The sequence below is a fragment of the Vibrio sp. 1751 genome (assembly GCF_033339895.1).
Taxonomy (GTDB): Bacteria; Pseudomonadota; Gammaproteobacteria; order Enterobacterales; family Vibrionaceae; genus Vibrio; species Vibrio alginolyticus.
In genome coordinates this window covers 14,413-37,941 of sequence record NZ_JAWOVM010000019.1, presented here as the reverse complement: position 1 = coordinate 37,941, position 23,529 = coordinate 14,413, and the positions used below count along the sequence as shown (strand labels likewise).

Below are 23,529 nucleotides of genomic sequence, written 5' to 3'. Positions count from 1 at the left end.
CTGCCTAAGCTAAGCAACCATTTTTCTAAACAACTTCTCTAAATAAACCGGTCCAGTATCTTCCATAAATAAAACATTACGATCTTCAAGTTTATCTTTTGGCTCAGATACGTTGATCAAATCCGAATGCAACGTTTCAGATACGATGAAAGCACTTAAGCTTAAGTCTTTATCAGCGAGCTTCGGCTCTAATGCTTTAATTTCAGAATACAGTCCAAACTTAGCGTCATCTAAATTCAGGTTTCGAATACCTTTGGGATCAATAAGGCTAAGCCACTGCTTACCCGTTTTATCATCCACCAGCCATAGGAGGAAATCAGGATAGAAGTTACCCGCAGTAGCAAAGCCTAAACCTCTCGATTTAGTATCAGCGTTACGCAACAGATAGAGACTTTTGTCACCAATAATCTCTTGACCTTTTGGTGTTTCAATAAATGCCTCTAAATCTTGGATAAAAGTAATTTCACTTGGCGCATCAAATGCCATAGGTCGCATTTTTAAGGGCAAGTCAGCATTTTTTTCAATCGAGAGAAGTGGATAGTACAAATGCTTGTCAAAGGTCACTGCCACCATTCCCGGGGCATTCCATTCTTTAGCTTTGCCAATATCCCCTTGAGCAACGATATCCTGCAATTGTTCTAATCGCTGAGCATAATCTAAGCCGTCATCCGATTCCTCAATTTCAAAATGATACATTTTGATCATGCCAGGATCGTCTTCCTGGACTTGCGTTACCTGATAGAACTGTCCTTCGTAAGCATTTTTCAACGCGTTATAAAATCGCTCTGTATAGTCAAGCAACAGGCGCAACATAATATCTTCTTGCTTCTTAACATCAGAAAATTGCTTGATGTCTAGCTCTGATTTCGGAATAAGCAGTGTGTACCACTTGTTTGAAAAACCACTATTGCTTAAACAGAAATCCATTAGCCGTTGCTTTTCAAGACGAAGGTTCGACCAACCTCGTTGCAATTTATAATCCTGAACTGCAAGGTATAAGCGCTCAAAGTCGAATGCAGAAACCACTTTATAATCGAGTTTACCTTCAAATCGAACATTGACGGGCGTGTTGTCGCCTTTTCTATTTGTATCAATGGATTCAAGCTTTGGATACAGGTCTAACTTCACATGAGGAAGTTTAATTTTCCCTTCGAACTCAGTAGGAACTTGATATAGATCAGGATAATGAACACGCTTAAAGCCGTATTTCTGATTATCTTTATACCCATCTTTCAATTTTAGCGTTTTCAACTTGGTTGCCGGTAAGTTAGGACGCGTTTCAAAATTCAGCTCTAATATTTCATCACTAGGAGTAATCCCCTCGTCTTCGAGATACTGCTTGAACGTCGCCATGTAATCGGCACGAACACCAAAAATATTCAAAGTTTCAAGCTTATCTAAATGAATCCCTTTTGGCCGTTGCCCCGGCGTGCTGCGTTTTAGCGAGTAGTCACGACCTTTTAAGCGTACACCACGGCCAAACAGCTGAATGATCTGCGAACCTTCACCTCGACCCATATTTAAAAGACCCATAGTAGATACACGCCAACTACTCCAGCCTTCGGTAAACTTACGAGAACCAATCAAGATATGCAGTTTAGAGTCTTTATCGTTCAAGGTATGAAAGAGTGATCTAGCAAAATCATCCCTTTGATAATCAAAGGTGGCGTCCTCTTCACACATCTTGTAAAGCGATGGTGAATCGCCGATGTTAATCAAACCAAATGGCGCAGCTTCGCCAACCTGAAGCGCCAACTCACCTTTACTACCTATCAGATTTAATACTCGAAGACGCTGGCCTGAATGAGTTGTGTTGAATAACTTGGCAAGAATATCGGCATAAATATCTTCAGGACCATTCATCAAAGCTATAAAACGCTTCTCAAAAATATTCCGATCTTTGGTATCCAGAATCCGCGCTTTGTTATCCACCAGATCTTTTATCCAAGCTTTAGCTTGTGCTTCATTATTCAAGAACCAAGCTAGAAAGCGTAAGACAGCATGAATATCAGAATCTTCACCGCCAACAGTGTTTCCCACAAACACCCAAAGTGGTTTTTCAATGTTGAACTCAGCTAACTGGTCTTTGTTTTTAGTGAACAAATATTGCTGTTGGTAGAAGCTGAGCAAACACGCAGTGAAGTACTCATAACGTCGCTCATCTTGTTTATCTTGCGCTGGGTTCAGGTTAAGGATTAGTGACTCTTTTCCATAACCGTCCTCGTAGAAAAATTTATACGAGTAATCAAATAGCACTGATTTGCCATACACTTCGCGTGTTGCTTGAATGCGAGCGTCACGCTGCTCCTCTGTATCTAATTCCAATTGTGCTAACTGTTCTTCAGTTAACTTACCTAAAGCTGTCGTTTCGAACAGCATTTTAGCTTTCTTCTTTTTGATATCCGCTTCAACTGAGTCAACCGTTTTACCGTCGGAAACAGCCTGACCAAAGGTGGCAGAATACTCAAAGGCAAAACCATCGCGGGTCAACTTGTCACGACGACGCATCCAAGCACCAGCAGCAGTACCTGTACCTTTATGGCCTTCATCAATTAGCACAAGGTTTTTACCTTCAAAAGCTTCAACCGCTACCGTTTTGTCACCCATTTCATCTGCAAGTTTATTGATATCAATAACTTCAATCGTGCCTCTGAACGGTGTTGGCTTAGACTTATCAAACAACTGAATATGAGAAAATCCTGAGTCATACAGTTCATTCATATGCTGCTGTGACAAGCGCTCATCCGGTGTTAACAGAATGATCTTGTCAGGGTAATGGCTGGTATTACCATTTTGAAAATAGTGCAAATACTGCAAAATATTAACGTGTAATAACAACGTCTTACCTGAACCCGTAGCATTCCAAAATGCCAGCTTGTTCAAATCATCCAAAATATACTGTCTAAACTGATTGGCTCTGTCTTTCGCTGTTTTACTGTTTTCTAAATTGTAAGCTTCAAGCTCGCGATTCAGCCCATTAAGCAGCTCTTGTTTTCGATTGAAGTGCCAGTCGAGATAAATCTCTGTAAACAAGAGAGACAAGTACTGGAAATACTTCATATTCAGTACCGTATCTTCTTTACGGTTACGGTGCTGCGTGATCTGTTGCCAATGCTTAACAATGTTCAAGTCGTAGTGACGCAGCTCATCAAGGTCGATTAAATCGACCTCAAAGAGATAGTTACTCAATTCATGGAAGAACAAGCTTTATCCATCTTCATGAATGCCTTCAAAACGGTCTTCGCCTAAACGTAGTTTTAAACCTTGCAAAGTCCCATCTTTGAAAAAGCGAAACATAAAACGATTAAGCACCAGTTGTTTATGGAAGCTTAATTTACTATTGCTTTGTTTTTTAACTGCTTTCCCAGTAGACGCAGCTTTTTGTGGAGAACGGGCCATGCTTAAATCTCCTCAGCAAACATCAGGCTCAGGAATTCCGGCTCAATTTGACGGAGTTTTAAGCTACGTAACACTTCGCCGTCGTCACCATCAACCGTAAATGCAGTTGGCAAATTATGGTCGCCATTAATGTAAATCACATCAAAAGTCTGCTCTTTGGCATACAGATCAAAGCGGTTAGCGTAATCATTAAGTTTTTCATAACCAATTTTGTCGCAATCGCGCCACAAAATAAGTGTACGCTCACCACTTGGTAAAGTCCCTTCAACACGCACAAAGCCACGCTCGATATTCGATTCAATCGACTTAACTTGTAAACCAATCAGGAAATTAAACGTTTCTACCAAGTCAATCGGCTTACGCTCTGTTGCACCAGCAGAGTCAGTGGCGATATTCATTTCATAGTTGAATGGTTTGCGGAAGTTATCTGTATTCAGCAATGAACCTTTACTTTCCTCTTCTAGCATATATTTTAATAAATAGTCGTCTGATGCCTCGGAAGAAATCAATTCAAATAAATCAGCATTCTTCTTAGTCAAAGAAATGTTGTTTAAGGTGTCTTCATAGCTTTCTATTTTTACAACTTTAGTAATGCTTGATTTGTTTCTCGTAACAAGAGGGCGACCATTTTTCCATTGAGAAGCAAATAAACATTTGAGCATTCGTGGTTTTGTGATCAAATCAAAATACTCTCCTTGCTCAACAAGAATAGAGCTTCTTGTACCACCGTCCTCATCATTCATTACTACAACAGCGTGACCGGTACTTGCTGAACCAGAAAAATAATCCAAAACTAAGCTATGCCTATTTGCTCCGGCTACTTTAAGACAGTCAACAACAGCCTTGTAAGATTTTGGAAATAAAAATAACCTTTCACGAGTAAACATAGATGACAGAAGATTGGTTCCATGCGAACCAGCAGCGTATGACGCATCATCCCACCAAGTCCCTGGCAATTTTCCTTCATCGTTAAGATAATTACGTCTATAAATTTCATACCGATCTTTAGTTTTCTCATACTTAAGGTGTGCAAGCTCTTTTCGCGCACGCTCAATTCCCCATTTCCAAACTCTTTCGGTACCAGTTGAATCATTCGGTAAAACAACTACGGCAGATTCAGACGTTGCTAAGTCATAATCCCACTCATTCTTAGCCTCGTTCCATACCATACTTGGGATCTCTAAACGTCCGTTTTGGACAACAATAGGATAATACTGTTTTGGTCTATCCTTTCGGCTTGAATCCGTACCTGTTTTTCTAAAATTCTCCCAAAGGAACTTTAAACCATTCTCATCAGTTTCATTGTACCGTTGGTTTTGCGAATCACTTCTTGGTAGACGACCGACTGATTTCACTTGCTCCGTCTTTCTATGGAAAATTGCGTACTCATGGTTAATTGAAAAACCTGAAACCGTTGATCGACCTTGAGGATTATTGCGAATAGGTACTGTAGAGAGATGGTTTTCAGAACCAAAAATCTCATTATTAATCAATAAACTATTTTCTAGCTCATAATCATCAATCGTAAACACCTGAGTTCCTGTATCACTTAATAATTGATACCCCTCAGACACCCGATTCTCAATTAAGCAATTCCATGCACTATGTTTGAACCCATTTTTATATAATATTTCAGATGCATTTGTATTGTATGGCGGGTCTATATAAATTGAGTCTACTTTACCAGCATATTTATTTTTTATTAGTCGTAAGGAATGATAGTTATCACCATTTATCATTAGGTGTTGAACTTTAGAGTCTATATCATCGAATAAATTTATCACACTTTCTTTAAAGTCAATTGTAAACAACTCAGTGTCCACAGGAAGAAAATCGTAATCCTTTATGTCCACCTCACTAGTGATAAATCCTAAATCAATCCAACGCCCGATTTGCAGCTTATTATTTACAGCTTCTTGCTTAAGCTCTGGCGTTAGAAGGTCTAGTGTGATGGTGTAATGCGAAGACGAGACAAACTTCTTCTTCGTCCACAGTTTCTTTTGAAAATTCTCTAACTGTGCCAAGAAAGTAATTAATTCTTGCGCCACAGTTCGTAAACACTGGATCATGCGCAATTGCTTTTCGATGTTCGCAAACACTTCCGCATTTTGAACATTATCTAGATTCATTACTTCATTCTTGATGTAAAAATCCAGCTCATTGCTCAAGAATCCGCCGAGATCTTTGTGAATAAAGTAATCTGCGGTATTACGCTGAGTGTAGGTGGTAAGATGGCGTTCAAGCTCTGTGCGGCTAGGGTTGCTCTCGGTTGGCGCTCGTTTGGAAAGATCCGCCCAATACTGTTGTACTTGGCTATCTGATAAAATAGTGTCAATCGCGGCTTGCACTAAGGCATCTTGCTTGGTGCCTTTTTTCATCGCTTTGTATTCGAAATGAATTACTAATTCTTCGGTTTCAACTGATTCACCGTTAATAATTTCTGTCGATTTTATGACTTCAACTGGTTGATAAGTCTGTTCAAACTCTTCTCCATCCTCGTCAAATTTGGTGCGAGTATGGGGTTCAATGAGGACAAAGCGACGGTCAGCATCGTTATCTTTACGATTATCCTTGGCGGTATCTGCCGACAGCAGTTTGAAGCTTACCTTACGACCATCATCGAGTTTGAAAGCATAGTTGGCAAAGTTCTCTCCGCTTTTAATGTAATACTGGTCCTTATTGGCCCAATGCAGCATGACTTCTTCACCTGCATAAGGGATAGCATAAGTATCACCTTTGTAGCGACGCTTACTGATAAAATCGCCGTTATCGTAGTAGCGTGAGAAAAAGGTAAGCAGGTGCGAGAATACGGCATTTTCATGCTCGCTAGCACCTGTTGCTGTCTCAGCTATTTGCTTTTTCAACGCCTGAACTTTTGGACTTTGATCTGGCTCAAACCCTGCTTCCGTTGTCGCTTTTATTACAGCTTGGAGTTGCTGCTCAAGATCAGCCTTATTCGCATTTCCTGCATCAGCCAATGCAGCTTGTATTTTTGCTTTAAGCTTATTGTCTAGGTAGTCATTTATCTCGTCAGCACGCGAATTGAGGATACGGTAAATGCCAAAGTCCAACTCTGGACGGTCAATCTGAAAAATCTCTTTTAGCTTTTTAACTAGCTCGTTGTACTTGCTCATAGTCTTCTCTTATAAAATTAAATTACTTGCCAACGAATTGTGAACAACTCTGTCACTTCAGTTCTTTGCTTCATGCGCTCTTCTAAAGCCGTGATTAGTTCATCCCGCTTATCAGCAATTTCGTCTTCAATATCAAATATCTCCATTCGCTGGCGTTTTTGTAGTCGTTCCAGTTGCTTGAGCTTCTCTTGATTTAACTTTTGCTCTTCAACTGTTAGCGCGTGCCTAGACTCTCTCTTTACTGACTTAATTTGTGCCTTCGTATCTCGCAGCGCTTCCTCTGCGGCGAACACTTTGTCTTCAGCCCACTTCTCTAATTTGTCTCTTTCAACTTCAAACAATGCATTATTTTCGTCCATAACTTCAGCCAGCTTGGCGTCAATTTGGCGTTTTTTCAGTTCAATAAGCTCAGAAGGTAGGGTATTTTGCTCGTTGCCGTTCTCACTTCGGCCTACACTCGCCCCTAAATTAAACAGCCTTTTACAAGCATCATTATCAATAAGTTGGCCACTGTCTGTTTTAGCTGTAAAAAGCAAAAACTCTTGCCTGTTGAATGCATCAACGCCAAGAACACTCAACGTCAACCACCCTGACTGGCCCTTTAACTTTTCAGCAACGGATATCTTTGTTGCATGATTGGTGTAGTCGAACGACAGCAGCGCTCGTTTAGTTTCTATCGATTTAGCATTATCAATTACATATTCACCAAGTGGATGATTAATGCGGTAAGCATGGCTATGTTGATCTTGAACTTGCAACTCACTGTTTTCACTACCTGCTTTTCTCAGCAATTGATATTGACCTACTGGCAGCTGCTTGACTGATTTCTGTAGCGTAAATCGATAATTTTCGTGGTCAAAACTGGCGCAATCTTTTAATTGTTGATGCGTTACAGCCCAAAACCACCGTCCCACTTTGTCTAGGCGTTCTCTCGCTTCGTCGAGTTTGATCTTTAGAATATCGTGGATGTCTTCATCAAAGTGCTCAACTAACTTTTCTTGGGTCCTTTGCATTTTGACGCTAATTTCATCTTCTAGCTCTTTTTGTAGCAACGAGAATGCAGCTTCAATTTCATCAGACGAGCGACACGAGTCATAGATAGATTGAATTCTTTTTTCAAAGTCTACACCACTCTCAATGCTGCCTAACACGCTATCTGATGCGCCAAACACACCATCAAATAGATTAAACTTTTCTGTTAGCAGTTCGAGTACACGCTGATCTGCCTGGTTTCGTTGATTGAGAAAGTTAACGACAACGACATCAAACTTTTGACCATATCGGTGACAACGGCCAATCCGCTGTTCTACACGTTGCGGGTTCCAAGGCAAATCGTAATTGATTAACAGAGAGCAAAACTGAAGGTTAACACCTTCAGCCGCTGCCTCTGTCGCAATCATAATTTCTGCATGTTCTTTAAAATGGTCTATCAGCGCAGAGCGCTTATCAATTTGTGCTGACCCTGTAACACGTGATGACCCTTGATATTGCTCTTTCCACTGTTGATAAATCTTGTTCGCTTGAGGCGTGTTGTTAGTGCCACTAAAAGTAACGACTTTATCGGCATAACCATTGGTTTCGAGAAATTCTGCTAAGTACTGTTGGGTACGCATTGACTCAGTGAAGATGATGACTTTTTTGGCAGCGCCCATTTCAGCGAGTTGCACAAACCCTTTTTCTAAACCAACAAGTAGCTCTTTTGATTTGGTATCAACCCCGATTTGCTCTGCTTTATTGATCAAGATTTCCAGTTCTGAGATTTCAGCATGAAGAGCAGAAAAATCTATTGGTTTTTTCTCTTGCGCTTCAGATGTACTATCAAGTTCATCAACAAAATCATCCTCCAAATCGTCGTCTGTAATGATTTGTTGGACGATGTCGATTGCACTGTCATCTTCCCCGTCACTCGCTAACTTTTCCAATCGATACTTAAGGATCTGCAAGTTGTTAAGCACTGCCTTTGTACTTGAAGACAAAAGTTTTCTCAGGATCAATCCTGTCAGATGTCGATGTCTCTTCGGTAGTGCATAGCTGTCTTCTCGTTCAAGCAATAATTGCACGCGTTCGTACAAATCTTGCTCTTGCTCACTAGGGTAAAAAGGTATTGTTATAGCCTTTCGCTCAGTGTACTTAATGTATTCAAGCACGTTTTTACGCAGCGTTCGCTTTACAAACCCAGACAAACGTTCTTTCAACTCCAAAGGGTCGCTATCCGCCTGCATAAATTGTTTTCGGAATGCTTTTTGATCGCCAAAAGCATGCTCGTCAATTAATGTAGACATGCCATAAAGCTCCATTAAAGAATTTTGTAATGGCGTGGCAGTCAGTAACAGTTTCTTTCGGCCATCTAAAGCTCGTTTGAGAGCTTGACCCATTTTGTTACTTTCACGATGTGCATTCCTAAGCTTGTGGGCTTCATCAATTACGACCAAATCCCACATTTCAGCAACAAGTTTATCTTCTAATCTTGCCGCATAATGGTAAGACATGATGACAATTTGCTTGTTATTGAGAGGATTATAAATACCTTCCCTTTGCAACTGGTTAAATGTTTTTGCATCAATAACTTGAGATGGCAGATTGAATTTTTCTAACAATTCACAGGCCCACTGACGTCTCAATGACGCAGGGCAGATGATTAACAACTTCCGTTTACGTTCAGCCCAGTATTGACAAAGGACTAATCCAGCTTCAATTGTTTTACCCAAACCGACTTCATCAGCAAGTACAACACCTTTGCTGAGCGGATTTTCAATGGCAAAAAGTGCGGCTTCAATCTGGTGTGGGTTCAGATCAACACTGGCGTCAAATAGCGACTGGGATAGCCTATCAACCCCATTATTTGAATGCAGGATTGATAATTCGTGCGCAAAATACTTAGCATGATATTCCGTAATATTGTTCATTCATCTTCCTCATAACTTGGCGCTAAAGCTAAGTTTGCTACTCCATATAACGCTTGTTTGTTTTTCAGCCATAGTTGATATTCAAGTTGCTTTAATGAGTGATTATATGAACAGTCAACATTCCAAAGCCGAAGCAAGTACCCCGCAGTTGCCGCTCTAATCTCAACCTTTAGAACGCCACCCGCCATGCCATAATCCAGTTCAATCGCTTCGCAGTGCTCTATGCGTGGGTGCGGCACTAACTCAAGCTCTACAAAGCGATTCCATTGCCGATCTTGGGTTTCGAGCTCAGTTTCAGACAAAGTCGAATCCTCAATCACAACCGCTGCTTTAATTCGGGTAAGCACAAAGTCACGGAACTCATTATGCTTGCGGTCATAACCACGAACGTGCCAACGCAGGCCATTGTCTACCAGCGTATGCGGCACAATTTCACGCGTGGTTTCACCGCTCGATAACGATACATAGGTGATACGCAAGGCTTTGCCTTTGTGTATGGCCTCGGTGACTTTCGCTACTATAGATAAGCTCGGCTTGTTAAGGTGATAAGGCGCTTCACACGCAAGAGGTGGTTTTACCTTTCCAGTAAAGCCATCGCCGTACCCTTGGCTAATCGTCGCCAGCGTTCTCACAACGTCGTAGTCGAACAAGGGTTCAAAAGCTTGACCACGCTTATGCAACTTGAGCTTTTGGTCATACTCAATGTTGCCTGGTGCAAGCTCTCGGTACATTGTGAAGTCTTTCGTTGCTTGTGCGGCGGCTATGCTGAAGCGATCGACTAAATCCGCCCGCACCGCTTCGCCCTTAAACAATAAGGTGAAATCGATGTGGGCAATGCGATCCCTGGTTGCTTGTGGCAACTGCGCTATCTGCGAAAGCCTATCTGGCTTCGCCACTACTGTTTGTTTCAGACCATCATTTGTCATGCGTCTTGTTTATCCAATTCAACCAGTTTCTTAAAACTCTGTTTATAAAGTACCGTCAGACATCACGTAATCACATTGAAAAGCATCACTCAATGCTGCTCTTCATCCACAATGACTAATCAATCTCTACTGGTTGAAGCTGGACAGATGGACATAAAACACTGAATAGGCTTCAACCTAATTAATTTTATTAGGTATCATCCTATCACAAATTGTTTTGTAGGGAAGACTAAGCGGCAACTTTTTGATCTGGATTGCAATTGCCGCTCAGGTATCAATGTGAAGACCTTGTTTGGTCCATCGATCATAGCCGCTATCAATGCGCTACCCGAACCAGTGGCACCACGATGTTACCGCGATGAGATACCCCTTTGTCCGACCCTGTAGACATCAGGGCTCGTTGCTCACTCTCCCGAATGCGCCTAGCAACTTCTGCCTGAGCTGGTAGCAATGGCAGCATCCCTTCAGCAATCGAGTCTGGTGCAGACTCTTGGCCACAGGACATCAAGTGCTTCCATGGATCTTTAAGAAAGCGCTCGAACGTGATGCCAAATTCAATGATGCGGGCAGAGACGAAGATTTCGCCCCAGTATTCAATGTAGGTGTCTTGGTACATGGAAAGATTCCTCTTGTTGGTTATATACCCTTCCTACTTGCAGCCGCAGCGGTGTTACCTGCATTCGCTCACCCCAATCACATAGAAGATCTATGCTCATGGGGACTCGCTCACTTGCCGCCTAGCTACAACACCAAGTAGTTTGGGTATAACGTAAGTTCACTTTCCATTTTCCAGAGGTTTTCAAATATGCAAGGGGCTATGATAAAGCTTTAAATCGATTGCGGGCATCTTTGTAGTCATAGTGAGCATGTTCTGAGCCACGATGATACAAATCATCCAGGTAAGTTTGTTCCTGCGGCAACTCGTCTTCGCTGATTTCACGCCACCAATGTTTGTTGGCACCTTTAACACCGTCATGCCAGCGGTAACCGCGCTCTTTTAAATAGTCCTTTACGTCAAACGGCGCACCAAACGCACGAACTAACACAGTTCGCCTGTCCGCTTCAGACAACAAGTTTGCAACGGACTCGGGCAACAAATGGAACAACCAGGCCATCGCCAAACAATCGGTTGCAGCTCGGTGTCCTTCATAGAACCAACCTAAGCGAAGCAGCAGGTACTCAAGTTTCCGACTTTCAAAGCCCAGTGCTTTCCAATCTATGCCGCTAGCTGAACAGGCCCAAGATAGATGGCCTAATGCAGCAAACCGCTTTTCAAAGAAAGGACGATCAAACTGAGCATTATGCGCAACCACCAGCGGATCATCGGATAACCAACTCGCTACCAGTGAATCATCAATGTGCTGGCCTTGCACCATCTCATCGGTGATGCCGGTTAACTCGGTAATCAGCTCGGGGATTGGCTTGCCGGGATCTTCATACAAGCTGATCACATCAACAATCGACACAATCCGCTGAGCAGAGGGGCTGTAAAGCACCTTAACCATACCAAGCTCAATAATGGACTCATCATCGGCAGACAGTCCGGTTGTCTCTGTATCGAGCAGCACCATTGGCTGTTCATCACCGACCATAGGAGAAAGTTCAAGTGGCCAGGACTGCGGCTCACGGGTTAATGGAATACGCTCCAGCAATCTAAAATCTTCTGGTCTTTCTGGAATATCCGCGAGGCGCTCTAGCGGAAATGGCGCAGGGGCTCTTGTCATTGATGGTTCCTCTTCAATTCTATTGTTCGCTTTGGGTTATTTCACTGTGCCACAGGTTTCTCTAAATGCACCTTGGATACCTCAGCGTTTTTTTGATCTTTCTACTGGGTGACCCATGTATGAAGGCTTTGGCTAAGCCTTTCAGAAAGCCTTAGCTAAACCCTTTAGGTAACCCTTACCGATACCCTTTAGGTATGGCTTAGCCAACCCCTTTTCAAACGGTTGAAAAAGGCTTGAACTGAGTTCGACTGAGCATTTTAATGATGCTCCTGACTTCGCTTTAAGCCAGTAAATTCAATACGAAGCAGAATTTTACTAACTGTTTTTAAACCCTTTGCAAAGGGTTCAACAAGCCTTGTTTGACGGTTACTTGACCCATGCGTTAACCAGTAGCAGTAACAGGATCAGTAACAGAAACAAGAGCAGTAGGCAGAAGCAGTATTGTCCAAGCCTTGCAGGCTTTGACGAGGGCGAGCAATCCCCACATCAAGCTTTTCAACACAAAAAAGAAATCACCCACGACACAACGTCTTACTCGAACAACTACAGTTTTACCTACAATTTTACTTGTAGAAATCAGCATAGCATCAGATACTGTATAAACAAACAGTATTAATTCTATTTTTTCGAGGTTCGTCATGAGTGTCTCGCTGATAGGCCGTAGCGGCGCACTTGCCTTCATCAAAGCCAAGCGCCTTCGTATTCCATTGTTCATGGAACGTGTTTCTGCTGGTTTTCCCTCACCAGCGCAGGATTATGTTGAGCAAACGCTCGACCTCAACGAGCTGTGCATCAAGCGACCGGCTGCAACGTTCTTTGTGCGTGTTGAAGGTGATTCAATGATTGATGCTGGGATTCACCCAGATGATATTTTGGTGGTTGATCGTTCTGTTCAAGCAGAACACGGTGACATTGTCATCGCTGGCATCCATGGAGAACTCACGGTAAAGGAGCTTCAACTAAGGCCGTGCGTCAAGCTGATCCCAAGAAACCAGGCGTATGAGCCCATTCATATTCCTGAAGGGGCAGAGTTAGAGATATTTGGTGTGGTCACCAATGTGGTGCGAAACATGCGCCGTAAGTCGTGACTGTCCCATGCCTGTATTTGCCTTGGTGGACTGCAACAACTTTTACGCCAGTTGTGAGAAGCTGTTTCGTCCTGATTTAAAAGATACGCCGGTTGTGGTGCTGTCCAACAATGACGGCTGCGTGGTTGCACGCTCGCGTGAAGCTAAGTTACTCGGTATTAAAATGGGCGTACCCGTCTTTCAGATCAAAGCCGAAATGCAGCGCCATGGCATTTTGGCATTCTCCTCTAACTATGCGCTTACAGTTGGGAAATACTTTAGACATCACATGTTGTAATGTTTCAGGTTGTATAAATTAGACGTCGAGATGAGGGGTGGTTACAATTTTTACTATTGGTTAAGAAATATCTTGAAAAAGTAGATGTATGAACGCGTAACCCCCTGGGGGAAGGCTTAGCAGTGTGAATAACGGATGATTTAGGTGTTAATGTGATTGAACAAAATAGGTCGTTTCCAGATGACTTCGGCTTTGACTATTGTCTTATGTGGATTAGTACGGAGAAATATCCCTCATTTATAAGTAGGCCACACCCTGACAGTGGCGAGATCATCCATGACGTTAGGGACAACTCAAAACCATTTGCTCATAAACTTCCAATTTTAATAGACCCCGATGGTATCAATGTGGTGCCAGTGAATCTATATCTTCACTCTTTGTTGGCAGATCCAGATATATCCTCCGATAAGACGATTCAATCCCATGCAGTTGCGTTATTGAGCTTCTATCGGTGGTTGAGCACGGAAATCCCCGAACATACACACCCAAGGACTGGCCTTCTGGTTGATGAAAAACCTCCGTTAACAATATATGACTGCACCGAGAAGGTAGAGGAAAGTCCAATCGTGAGATATCGAGACTATTTATTGGAAAACCTTTATACCAAGGATGAAACTGGAAAAGTCGGTGGTTCTCCAAGTACAGCCTCTTCAGTGGTCCACCGAATGCGATTTCCGTCTGCATCTGTTGAAGTTGGGCGACGACGGCTTCTGAGCCTTTACCGGCCTCACATTCAAGGCACAAGAACACCTGCCTTAACAGTTGCTCCAGGAGATTGCATTGTTCATCGTAATGTTGCCACTGGTACTCTTCCACGGTCCGTTTCTGTTTTTTCAGGTAAAGGCAGAGGGTCTGGATATCCCTGTCATTCATGACCTTCAATGCCTGTTGTCTGACTACTGAGAAGGGTTGATTATCATCAATGTTCTCATCCACAAACAGATGCAGTAACTCTGCCGCTTTCGTGACATTGTCCGCGGCTGACTGCCAGGACAGGAACACTGCTTGTTGTGCAAAGGTGTTGGCAGCTTCTTGTTGCTTGCGGATATGGTAAATGAACCCATCAGTTAACCGTTCCAGTGCCAGTTGTATCCGCTCTGTCAGGTGACATAGCAACCATAGATGCTGCTGTGCGCGTTTGAATCGTTTGAGTTTACTACCGTAATAGTTGATGAGCTCACCGAAGTGTTGTCGATTTTTAAGAGACAGATTAAGCCCATCGATAACGCCATTGATTTGCGTGCGCCATGGCGCTAACTGATGATAAAGGGCAAGCTCTTTTTTAAGTTCAGGTACGGTCAGACTTTTTGCACCGCCTCTGAGCTGGTTCAGGCTTAGTCCGTCATCAATGGCTGTTATGCTGTCCAGAAAGACGTGAAGTTCAGGACTGGTGAGTTGATTAAGTTGGTGCGCCAGGTCTTTTCTGACCTGCTGCATCGCTCTGCTTATCAGTCTCTGGAGTACGGTGTACCTAGGGATAGCAATGCTGTGACTGGTTAGGAATTCAATAGCAGTATCAAAGAGGTAACGCGGCTCCAGCCAGGCATTGCCCACCTGAACAAGGTGGTCGAAAAGAGAATTGAAGTGCTGACTTTCGTCCCATTTGTGATAACCAGCAAGGTCTAATACTTTTGCGTAGAGTCGATCTTTTTGTTTTTGTGAGGGAGTGAATGGTCTGAGCCCCTTGCCGCCAAGCAGCTCTTTACTGATGAACATTAAATCCTTAGAAACCTGCGAGTAAGCGATATCTAGGATGACGGGCTTTGATTTGAAGTATCCCAAAATCGCGACAAAGTAACATCTATGAGCTCTGAGACGAATTGACCGAAAAACTGCCAATTCCGCATCGTTCAGAGAAAAGTACAGACGTTGTTCTTCGATTGAAAAAATGGGTGGGGAATAAAGATCTGCCTGTTCTGCTCTCGTGAGAATAGTAATTTCGTTTTTGATGGCCATATCAGGGCTGTTCCGTATTAAATGTACGATATTTACCTAATTTGCCACACTTATAAGTAGTAACCCACCTCCGCAGCCATTTATTGGTGTGGTCTACAGAGGATTAAGTCTTTTTAGAGGGGAAAATCCCTAGAACCCCATTGTGATACTTGGTAATCATTCCCCCCACGAAATTTATTGCCATTAACTGAAGTAATAGCACGTTTTAACTGATGGTATGCTTCACCTCTGTTCAAGGCTTGCTGGACGTAATGACGCAACGTTGAATTATCAACATACTCCAAAACATAAATAGATTTAATTAAACGGTCGTACTCATGCAATGCTGACAATCTTCGGCTCTTGCCGTTACTCAACTTTCTAATGATTGTGCTTTGAGTGGTGGTTTTACGACTCAATGAACAAACAATATGCTGAATATTGTCCCATTCTTCAGCAATTAGCTTATGATTAATATCTTTCTTTAATTGAATACGGCCTCCGTTCTCTTCAGTCACTTCAAATAGCTCAAAAAACACCTTTTTCATTTTCGCGTATCGAGGGGCGAATGTGTAACCAAAGAAATCTAATATAGCGAAGTTAACATTATTGGTACCATGCGTATCGGTCGATAAGGTATTAGGCTGTATATCTGAAGAGTTGTTATAGAGTAAGTCAAAAGCAAAGTGACCTTCATATTCGTTAGCGCCAATGACTTGCGTACTCACCGGAACATGACGTGGTCAACCAAAATTGACCAACCCAGTTAAGCTACTTTTTTCAATTTCTTCATGTCCGCCTCATATTGATTTGAAATTTCCATACTTTATCTAATTCATGTTTTTCTAAATTAGCTAAAATGCAACTCAGAAATGTCCAGAAGTGAGTTGTGTGGTGTCGAGTGGAGATTGTACGATTAAGCCCCTAAGTAATTAGTCCGTCAGTCTCCCTCGGTAATCAAATTAGTACATCTTAGCGATCAAATTGGTAAAAAATTAGACATGTAGATGAATGCCCACCTTAAAAAATAGACAGCGGGTTGGGCTGGGTGATTTTTCTGGTGTTAGACGCCAGCAACCCATGCGGCAGAATGGTTGCTCACTTACTCGTCTATTTTTAGCGGGAATTCTTAGCCAACTGTACGCGCTGTATGCAGATTTAAGCAGTCGAGTGATGCGCACTTTGGAGGAGATGGCACCACGAGTAGAGGTTTACTCTATTGACGAAGCGTTTTTGGATTTAACCGGTATTGAGTCTGCCATATCTCTTGTCGAGTTCGGACAACAAGTGCGAGAGCGCATAGGCCACTGGATTGGGATCACCGTCTGTGTAGGCATTGCACCGACTAAAACACTCGCCAAACTGGCTAACCATGCCGCCAAAAAATATCCAGCTACTCAGGGGGTTGTAGACCTGACCAATCCAGATCGGCAACGTCGATTGCTCGCATTAGTCCCGGTTGATGATGTTTGGGGCGTTGGTAGACGGCTTTCTAAGCGTTTAAATGCGTTGGGTATCACCACAGCCTTAGATCTCGCCAATGCCTCTCCTAGAGCCATCAGAGACCAGTTTTCAGAGGTTTTAGAAAGAACCGTCAGAGAGCTCAATGGTGAGTCGTGCATTGAACTTGAAGAGATCCCGCCAACTAAGAAGCAAATCGTCTGTAGCCGTTCATTTGGCGTAAAAGTGACGCACTTTGAATTTTTAAGTGAAGCCGTATGCGAATACGCAACCCGCGCCACTGAGAAACTTCGCAAAGAACAGCAGCAAGCCAAAGTGCTGACCGTGTTCATACGTACCAGCCCCTTTAAGGACAACGAGCCGCAGTACAGCAACTCTGCATCGGGTGAATTGCTAATCCCCAGTTGCGACACGCGGGACTTTATCGAGCTGGCCAATCACTTACTCAAGCGGATATGGAAGGATGGTTTTCGTTATGCCAAAGCGGGCGTCATGCTGTCTGACTTTTACGATCCTGGCATGTTTCAACCAGGACTATTCGATGACGTATCGACCCGCTCTAATAGCCAGCAGCTAATGTCTGTATTGGACACCATTAACCAAAGCGGTGCCGGAAAGGTTTTCTTTGCTGGACAAGGACTCAAGAAAGATTGGTCGATGAAGCGAGAGCATTTGTCTCCCGCTTATACAACACGCTGGGACCAGTTGCCGCGAGTGAAGTAGCGCAGTTGACTCAATACGCATTCACTCTGCGACGCAGCATGTTGAGCTTATCAACCTGGCGTCGAATATCACTGAAGAATTCCTCTTTCTCCATGGCCAGCGCTAGCTCCCATTCTTTGGCCAAACCTTGGCAGTCTAAAAATGCGTATCTCAGCTTCGTCTTTGAGATACGCAGCCCCTTGCTAAAGACCACGCGTTTGCCTCGTTGACCGTGAAAACTGTTGATATACCACTCTATGCCAAAGCCATACTTAAAGTCTCTGATACGGACACCAAGCAGACCCCAGTCTTTAAAGGGCTCATTCTCTCGAACCTTGTAATGGGTAACCCAAAAGTCATCAACTTCAGCTCGTGCCAGCGCTTTTAGCCTGTCCGTTTCTTGCTGAAGTAAATCTGATACATCTGCTTTCCATTGTTCATTGACGATTTCTACCAAACCAATTTCCCCATCCAATTAACCCCTAAAGCCAAAACCACTATCCGTTTGGCTTTTGGATCGAAACGCCAAACGTAAAACTGCCGTCACAATCACTGTTTGGCGTCTCGATATAAATCGACTCGCTCAATCCCATACCCGACAAGGGATACAGGCTGATTTCACTTAAAAACACCTAAAAAGACGTATCGCCATGAAGATACAAACCGTTTGGCAAGTTCAGGCCAGAATGCAAACGACGTTTGGCGTCTCAATTTTTTTGGCTAGGTCACCAGCCGCCAAACAGAGCCTATTCTCATACTTTTGCAAAAATGCAATAGGCAGATAGATGAAAGGATTTGTCACCTTTCTGCCCACCGCCAGTGCACCGAATCCTGATAATGACATTTGAGTAAACCGCCAGAGCACTTGGAAATGCCCAAGCGTGAACAGCGCGGTTGATTGAAAACCGTTAGAGCACTTTGAGTGCACAGGAGATAAGTATGTTTGTACTAGGCGTAGATATCGGTTACTCAAACCTGAAGCTGGCAATTGGCCAATCAGGTAGTGAACCGAAAACCATTATTCTACCTGCGGGTGCCGGTCCAGCGGATCGTATGCCGGAGCGTATCGGTGGAGGCGATGATGAAACTTGTTTGTATGTCTCTGTCGATAATGAGCGCTGGGCCGCTGGTGTTCCTGCTGGACGCCTTCAAGGCTGGGAACGAGAGCTTCACCCGGAATATCCCACCACAAAAACCTATAAGGCACTTTTTCATGCCGCCTTGTTAATGGCTGAAACAGAATCCATCGATTTGGTTGTCACTGGATTACCGGTTTCCCAGTTTCATGAACCACAACGTAAGTCTGACCTTGTGCAGCGTTTAAAAGGTGTCCATCAAGTGACGCCTAAGCGCAGCATCACCGTTCATGACGTCAAAGTACTACCACAGCCTGCCGGTGCCTATATGGATCTGGTTCAAACGGGTGGTGATCTGGGCTTGATTGAAGAAGGTCGTGTCGTCGTCATTGATCCCGGCTTCTTTTCTGTTGATTGGGTTGCCCTTGAGGCCGGAGAAATTCGCTACAGCTCATCAGGAACCAGTCTTCAGGCAATGTCCGTGCTACTGGAAACCATCGATAAGCTGATTTCGGAAGATCATGGTGCCAAAGTCGGAATGGATCGACTTGAAAAAGCCATGAGAACCGGCGACTTACAGGTCCTGCTATTTGGAGAAAAAGTCGATATTTCACCTTATCTGAATGCTGCCATGAAAAAGGTAGCGCCTGTTGCTCTTACAGCCATGCGTCAATCCATGCGTGACGAAAGCATTAATGCGGACTTGGTATTGATCGCCGGAGGTGGAGCCTTGGCTTATAAGGAAGCGGCCAAGGAGATTTTTTCACGAAGCAAGATCATCGTGCCTGAGCAGTCTGTTTTGGCGAACGTCCGAGGCTTCTGGTTTTATGGGGCATGATCATGAGAGTTGTCGTCAACATTCCCCCAGGGAGCCACCCAGAACTACTCAAAGAATTGGAAAAGACGCCACCACGGGAACGCGCTGAGCGTCTGCGGATGCTGGCAACCTTTGGGTTAATTCAAATGAGCCAACCCAATCTATCCACGACATCTGTACCGGTGGATGGCCTTGCACCAGATGGTGAAGTTACTTCTATGAGTACAGCGCCAGAACCCAAAGCAGAAACACGTAAACAATCATTAAAATCAAAACTAGGGCTGGGCTTATAACATGGCGTTATCAGTTAGCTGGCTCGATGCCAGGTTAAATAAAGAAGCAAAAGAAACCGTAGTAAAAGCCGACCGAGATGGGCTAAGTGCTCGGGTATCGCCCAAGGGCAAAATTGTTTTTCAGTTTCGTTATCGGTTCGATGGCAAGCAACAGCGGGTAGACATAGGTACTTACCCCCTTATGAAGCTGGCTGAAGCCAGGAATGAGCTGGATAGGTTAAGGGCAGTACTTGATCAAGGCCGAAACCCCAAGCTTTACCTACAGCAGGAACGGGCTAAGTATTCTGCTAATCAAAGCTTCGAATCGATTTTTCGAGACTGGATAGACTCTGCCGGTAAGCAAGGGCTAAAGGAGAAAACGTGGCACTACCAAAAACGCAGCAGTGAAATATATTTGCTGCCCCGACTTGGCAAGTATCCATTAACTGACATCACTGAATTGTCCTTGCGAAACTGTCTTCGTGAGGTTTCGGAATCGTCTCCGTCAAACACAGAGCGCCTAGTGTCTGTACTGCATAAGTTCTATGACTGGCTGATTGATGAACAAATTTTGGAAATTAACGCTGCCGCTGGGATCACAGCAAAAAAGGTTGGCGGTAAAAAAGGAAAACGAACTCGGGTGCTAAATGACAACGAGATCAGGATACTTTGGCGCTATTTGCATGAGTCAAAAATCACTGAGAAGAATCGCATCTACATAAAACTGCTTCTCTTATTGGGAGGGCGCAAGGGCGAACTCATTCAAGCTGAAAAGCATCACTTTGACTTGCAATCTGCAATGTGGACAGTGCCCATAGAGATCCGCAAACAAGGTGAGAAAATTGGAGCGCCGATCATGCGGCCATTGATTAAGCCAGCTATTGAGCTGATTGAACTGGCGATGCAGATGAGCAAATCAACTTACTTGTTTCCCGCGAACGGACAAGAAGAGCTTGCCACAAATGGCTTTGATACCACTATTCCTAACAATGTGAAAATCTGGGCTCGCAGATCGCTTGGTATTGAGATGGAACACTGGTCTATGCATGATCTTCGCAGAACGATGCGAACGCGAATGTCTGCCATCACGACGCAAGAAGTTGCCGAGTTGATGATTGGCCACAGCAAAAAAGGGCTGGATGCTATCTACAACCAATATCAGTACCTGGACGAAATGCGTCATGCTTACGACGTTTGGTATCAACAACTAGAAACCATCATCGAGCCGACAGGCTTTCCATTCAACTGGCGTTTCGGACAATAAAATAAAAGAAAGAGGCTCAGTCCTCTTTCTTCTCATACTCCTCCAAGTCTTCAATGTGCCACAGCTTGTTTCGTGTATTTCGGTTGATACGAGGTTGCGGCAAGCTGCCATCTTTTATTCTTCGCCAGAGCGTCGTATAGCTAATGTGGTAACGAGCCATAACTTCGTAAGACGTTAGAAAAGGGGTTACTTGGTGCGCTACTGCTGTCATCTGCATTCTCCTGAAAATCAATGTAAAGCTATCATCGCCTGATTCATCACTTGTTGATGGTCAGAAAGATGCATGATTTGTTCAGAAGATCAGGCCCATACAAATGAACTTTTAGGACAGCAAGAAAGCAACCGGTAACCAACTCAACCGGCAAACAATTAGAGATAATCGCGAACGTCTTACCATCATTTCTCGATTTTTGGCATAAAAAATATAGGCAAGTTTTGGCTAAAACCCAGTAGGAACAAGGCCTACAGCTAGGTTTGTGTCATGGAATTTGGCTAAAAACGGTAAATATGGCGATTTGTACTCAAGTTTGTACACATTTTCCGAGGTTACGCTTGAACATCATTGAAAAGCAAAGAAACGAGAAAAAGACAAAAAGCCTTTAAATTCAGTACGTAGAGATGTGATTGTGGTGTGCAATGAAAGGTGGTTTTAAGCGTTGAAAGGCTGGGCGGCATCAGGGTGAGAAATAATAGCGAACGTTCTGCGCTTAGACACTTCGCCTAAAAAAAGGGGATTTGACATTAGTTAATCTTCTAAATTACTTTCATGCTCACAAAATAGGCAAGCATATCTACTATTCGATATTGTGCGGTATTCTCGCTTATTATCGCTGTGCTAGCAAACTGGAAAGACATGAACTGAATTTACTCGGCTCACCAGCCTTTACCTGCAACTAACAAGGGAAAGCCAGCTCCACACAAAGAGATGTAAAAATTCAAAAAATTATTATTACATATTCAAAAGCCTCGAATCCGGATACGCATTTAAAGCATAAGTGTTGATGAGGTAATTAGTAACGGCCTAAAACTAACTCAAAAATAAGTAACTCATGATAATGGCGTCTTCCTTACCATTTCCCGATTTAGCTGGGTAATAGTTGTAACGACGGTCCACTTCATTAAAACCTGCTTGCTCATAAATATGGATAGCTGGGTGATTACTTTCACGCACTTCTAACCAAGCACTCTCTGCTTTGGCTTGTTCACAGTGTTCAATAAACGCGTCCAGCAATTTTTGCCCTAGCCCTCTGCCCTGTTGAGAAGGCGCTACTGCAATATTTAATAGTGTCACTTCTCCAACAATATTCTGTCCATAGAAGTAACCAACCACTTGAGAGCCTTCCAGCATCACATGGTGGCAAGCACCGCGACTGGATAAGTCACGAACCAAAGATTCGGCCCAAGGGTGAGAATGTGCTTGCTGCTCGATTTGCCAAACTTGGTCGAGGTGCTCTGCACGCATCGGCGTAATTTCAATTGTCACGCATTAGCTCCGTTAAGAGTACGAACAGATTTGTTGCCACAATGCGCGGCGCTGTTCGTTATTACCATCAATATCTTGTAATAGTGGCGAGGTCAGGTGCTTTGCCTTGATGCTTTGATCAGCCTCACAGCCTGCAAACCACACCCACTCTAGCTGATGTTCACCCAGCATGGATAAGCGCTCAGGCTCTAGGTGTAGCGCATCATCAAGCGTGAGCTTAATGCTTTTTAATACGCGCTCAAACATCAATGCCGTCTCGTTTTCTGGACATATTGGCGATACCAATAGGAGTTTACATGAACTTTGCAAATCCAATAATGGCGATTGATAGCCTTCCAGTCTTTCAGGGTGTACCAGCTCCCATGTGCTGATCCCCATTTCACGTAAATACTGTTTCTCGTTAATTGACATTTTCCGTCACCTATTTGAACGAGGGCAATCCTATCAAATTATCGCGATTATACCTAAAGGACTTCAAGGAACACCTGAACACAATGAGATGATTTGGATATTCCTGAACATAGCGTTTTGCCAACGGCCACACATTGGGTATGACATATGAGGTACATTATGAAATTCTTAAATACGCTACTGCTTTGCACACTGGTAGCCGCCACCAGCATGAGTGTTTTTGCTAATAACAGCGACGAGTGGGAGCTGATTGCAACGAAAGCCGTTAACTTTCATACAGAAACAGATACCGTGACACCAAATAGCTTATTCCGAAACCGAAGCTTCAGTAAAATAAAACTAAAATGTGTGCAAGGAACGGTAGACATTAATGGTTTAAAAGTCGTCATGACAGATGGTAGTGAGAAAAAGCTTTCCTCTATGGGCGTACTAACAAGCGGATTGTCGACTCGTGCCTGGAGCCTTCCAGGTACAAAAGAAGCCAAGCTAAAACGGATTGAAATGACTTACAGTAGCTGGGGAAGCACAAAACTTAGCCTGCTAGGGGTAAGTAAAAAAGCGAAAATAGAGGTCTGGGGCAAAAAGAAAAGTAACCAGTCATCCTAACCTCCCTATCTCAGTTTTCAGTGAATAAGAAAGAAGCCCACTTAGTCG

General features: G+C 43.5%; 19 protein-coding genes and 3 pseudogenes. 7 read left to right on the top strand and 15 right to left on the bottom strand.

From position 1 onward, the window contains the following. Nucleotides 1-9 precede the first annotated feature (9 nt). The 8 genes from R7041_RS09100 to R7041_RS09065 all read right to left on the bottom strand — a co-directional run bounded on the left by R7041_RS09100 (nucleotide 10) and on the right by R7041_RS09065 (nucleotide 12,729). Entirely contained in the window at nucleotides 10-3,204 is a 3,195-nt protein-coding gene (locus R7041_RS09100; RefSeq protein WP_318114915.1) for a DEAD/DEAH box helicase family protein, read from the bottom strand. Nucleotides 3,205-3,207: 3 nt separating this feature from the next. Next, the gene (locus tag R7041_RS09095) at nucleotides 3,208-3,399 is read right to left on the bottom strand and encodes a hypothetical protein (RefSeq protein ID WP_318114916.1); all 192 of its coding nucleotides are present in this window, start codon (nucleotides 3,397-3,399) and stop codon (nucleotides 3,208-3,210) included. 2 nt (nucleotides 3,400-3,401) lie between these two features. Then, nucleotides 3,402-6,533, bottom strand: coding sequence for a site-specific DNA-methyltransferase (locus R7041_RS09090; RefSeq protein ID WP_218359849.1), 3,132 nt, complete (start codon nucleotides 6,531-6,533; stop codon nucleotides 3,402-3,404). 17 nt (nucleotides 6,534-6,550) lie between these two features. Next, entirely contained in the window at nucleotides 6,551-9,439 is a 2,889-nt protein-coding gene (locus R7041_RS09085; RefSeq protein WP_218359848.1) for an SNF2-related protein, read from the bottom strand. After that, nucleotides 9,436-10,365 (bottom strand): WYL domain-containing protein, encoded by a 930-nt coding sequence (locus R7041_RS09080; RefSeq protein ID WP_218359847.1) that lies wholly within the window; start codon nucleotides 10,363-10,365, stop codon nucleotides 9,436-9,438. The genes R7041_RS09085 and R7041_RS09080 overlap by 4 nt, the downstream gene beginning before the upstream one ends. 316 nt (nucleotides 10,366-10,681) lie before the next feature. Further along, nucleotides 10,682-10,981, bottom strand: coding sequence for a hypothetical protein (locus tag R7041_RS09075; protein ID WP_182029157.1), 300 nt, complete (start codon nucleotides 10,979-10,981; stop codon nucleotides 10,682-10,684). Nucleotides 10,982-11,180: 199 nt separating this feature from the next. Continuing rightward, complete coding sequence (locus R7041_RS09070; RefSeq protein WP_318114917.1) at nucleotides 11,181-12,089, bottom strand: 3'-5' exonuclease; 909 nt, start codon at nucleotides 12,087-12,089, stop codon at nucleotides 11,181-11,183. A 382-nt stretch (nucleotides 12,090-12,471) separates the two neighbouring features. Beyond that, nucleotides 12,472-12,729 (bottom strand): hypothetical protein, encoded by a 258-nt coding sequence (locus R7041_RS09065; protein ID WP_000182836.1) that lies wholly within the window; start codon nucleotides 12,727-12,729, stop codon nucleotides 12,472-12,474. On the opposite strand from R7041_RS09065, the gene umuD reads away from it, so the two are divergent. Further along, on the top strand, nucleotides 12,728-13,177 hold the full coding sequence (gene umuD, locus R7041_RS09060; protein WP_000116661.1) for a translesion error-prone DNA polymerase V autoproteolytic subunit: 450 nt from the start codon (nucleotides 12,728-12,730) through the stop codon (nucleotides 13,175-13,177). The two genes, R7041_RS09065 and umuD, sit on opposite strands and share 2 nt — an antisense overlap. 7 nt (nucleotides 13,178-13,184) lie before the next feature. After that, nucleotides 13,185-13,418, top strand: a pseudogene (locus tag R7041_RS09055) (DNA polymerase V subunit UmuC); the annotation flags it as partial. A 678-nt stretch (nucleotides 13,419-14,096) separates the two neighbouring features. On the opposite strand, the pseudogene R7041_RS09050 reads toward R7041_RS09055, so the two are convergent. Continuing rightward, nucleotides 14,097-15,410: pseudogene (locus tag R7041_RS09050) on the bottom strand (DUF4158 domain-containing protein); the annotation flags it as partial. Between the two features lie 113 nt (nucleotides 15,411-15,523). Continuing rightward, entirely contained in the window at nucleotides 15,524-16,117 is a 594-nt protein-coding gene (locus tag R7041_RS09045) for a Tn3 family transposase (protein WP_000107352.1), read from the bottom strand. 283 nt (nucleotides 16,118-16,400) lie between these two features. On the opposite strand from R7041_RS09045, the gene umuC reads away from it, so the two are divergent. Continuing rightward, entirely contained in the window at nucleotides 16,401-17,573 is a 1,173-nt protein-coding gene (gene umuC / locus R7041_RS09040; protein WP_001142610.1) for a translesion error-prone DNA polymerase V subunit UmuC, read from the top strand. 10 nt (nucleotides 17,574-17,583) lie between these two features. On the opposite strand, the gene mobI is transcribed toward umuC, so the two are convergent. Continuing rightward, entirely contained in the window at nucleotides 17,584-18,027 is a 444-nt protein-coding gene (gene mobI, locus R7041_RS09035; protein ID WP_000348524.1) for a conjugative transfer protein MobI(A/C), read from the bottom strand. 464 nt (nucleotides 18,028-18,491) lie between these two features. Between mobI and R7041_RS09030 the strand changes: the two genes are divergently transcribed. The 3 genes from R7041_RS09030 (at nucleotide 18,492) to R7041_RS09020 (ending at nucleotide 20,981) form a co-directional block, all read left to right on the top strand. Continuing rightward, nucleotides 18,492-19,466, top strand: coding sequence for a ParM/StbA family protein (locus R7041_RS09030; RefSeq protein ID WP_000497807.1), 975 nt, complete (start codon nucleotides 18,492-18,494; stop codon nucleotides 19,464-19,466). Between the two features lie 125 nt (nucleotides 19,467-19,591). Next, complete coding sequence (locus R7041_RS09025) at nucleotides 19,592-19,738, top strand: hypothetical protein (RefSeq protein WP_001922873.1); 147 nt, start codon at nucleotides 19,592-19,594, stop codon at nucleotides 19,736-19,738. Between the two features lies 1 nt (nucleotide 19,739). Continuing rightward, on the top strand, nucleotides 19,740-20,981 hold the full coding sequence (locus R7041_RS09020) for a tyrosine-type recombinase/integrase (RefSeq protein ID WP_001218618.1): 1,242 nt from the start codon (nucleotides 19,740-19,742) through the stop codon (nucleotides 20,979-20,981). A 16-nt stretch (nucleotides 20,982-20,997) separates the two neighbouring features. Here the strand turns inward: R7041_RS09020 and R7041_RS09015 are convergent, their stop codons facing one another. The 4 genes and pseudogenes from R7041_RS09015 to R7041_RS09005 form a co-directional block, all read right to left on the bottom strand. Further along, the gene (locus R7041_RS09015; protein WP_000127614.1) at nucleotides 20,998-21,192 is read right to left on the bottom strand and encodes a helix-turn-helix transcriptional regulator; all 195 of its coding nucleotides are present in this window, start codon (nucleotides 21,190-21,192) and stop codon (nucleotides 20,998-21,000) included. A gap of 453 nt (nucleotides 21,193-21,645) precedes the next feature. Then, nucleotides 21,646-21,723 (bottom strand): annotated as a pseudogene (locus R7041_RS22720) (peptide chain release factor 3); the annotation flags it as partial. A 285-nt stretch (nucleotides 21,724-22,008) separates the two neighbouring features. Beyond that, nucleotides 22,009-22,464 carry a ribosomal protein S18-alanine N-acetyltransferase gene (gene rimI, locus R7041_RS09010; protein ID WP_005386430.1) on the bottom strand — a complete coding sequence of 152 codons (456 nt, stop codon included), beginning with the start codon at nucleotides 22,462-22,464 and terminating at the stop codon, nucleotides 22,009-22,011. A 12-nt stretch (nucleotides 22,465-22,476) separates the two neighbouring features. Then, nucleotides 22,477-22,875: a DNA polymerase III subunit psi gene (locus R7041_RS09005; RefSeq protein WP_005386429.1), complete on the bottom strand. Its 399-nt coding sequence runs from the start codon at nucleotides 22,873-22,875 to the stop codon at nucleotides 22,477-22,479. 159 nt (nucleotides 22,876-23,034) lie between these two features. Between R7041_RS09005 and R7041_RS09000 the strand changes: the two genes are divergently transcribed. After that, complete coding sequence (locus tag R7041_RS09000) at nucleotides 23,035-23,481, top strand: hypothetical protein (protein WP_064368743.1); 447 nt, start codon at nucleotides 23,035-23,037, stop codon at nucleotides 23,479-23,481. The last annotated feature ends 48 nt before the right edge of the window (nucleotides 23,482-23,529 follow it).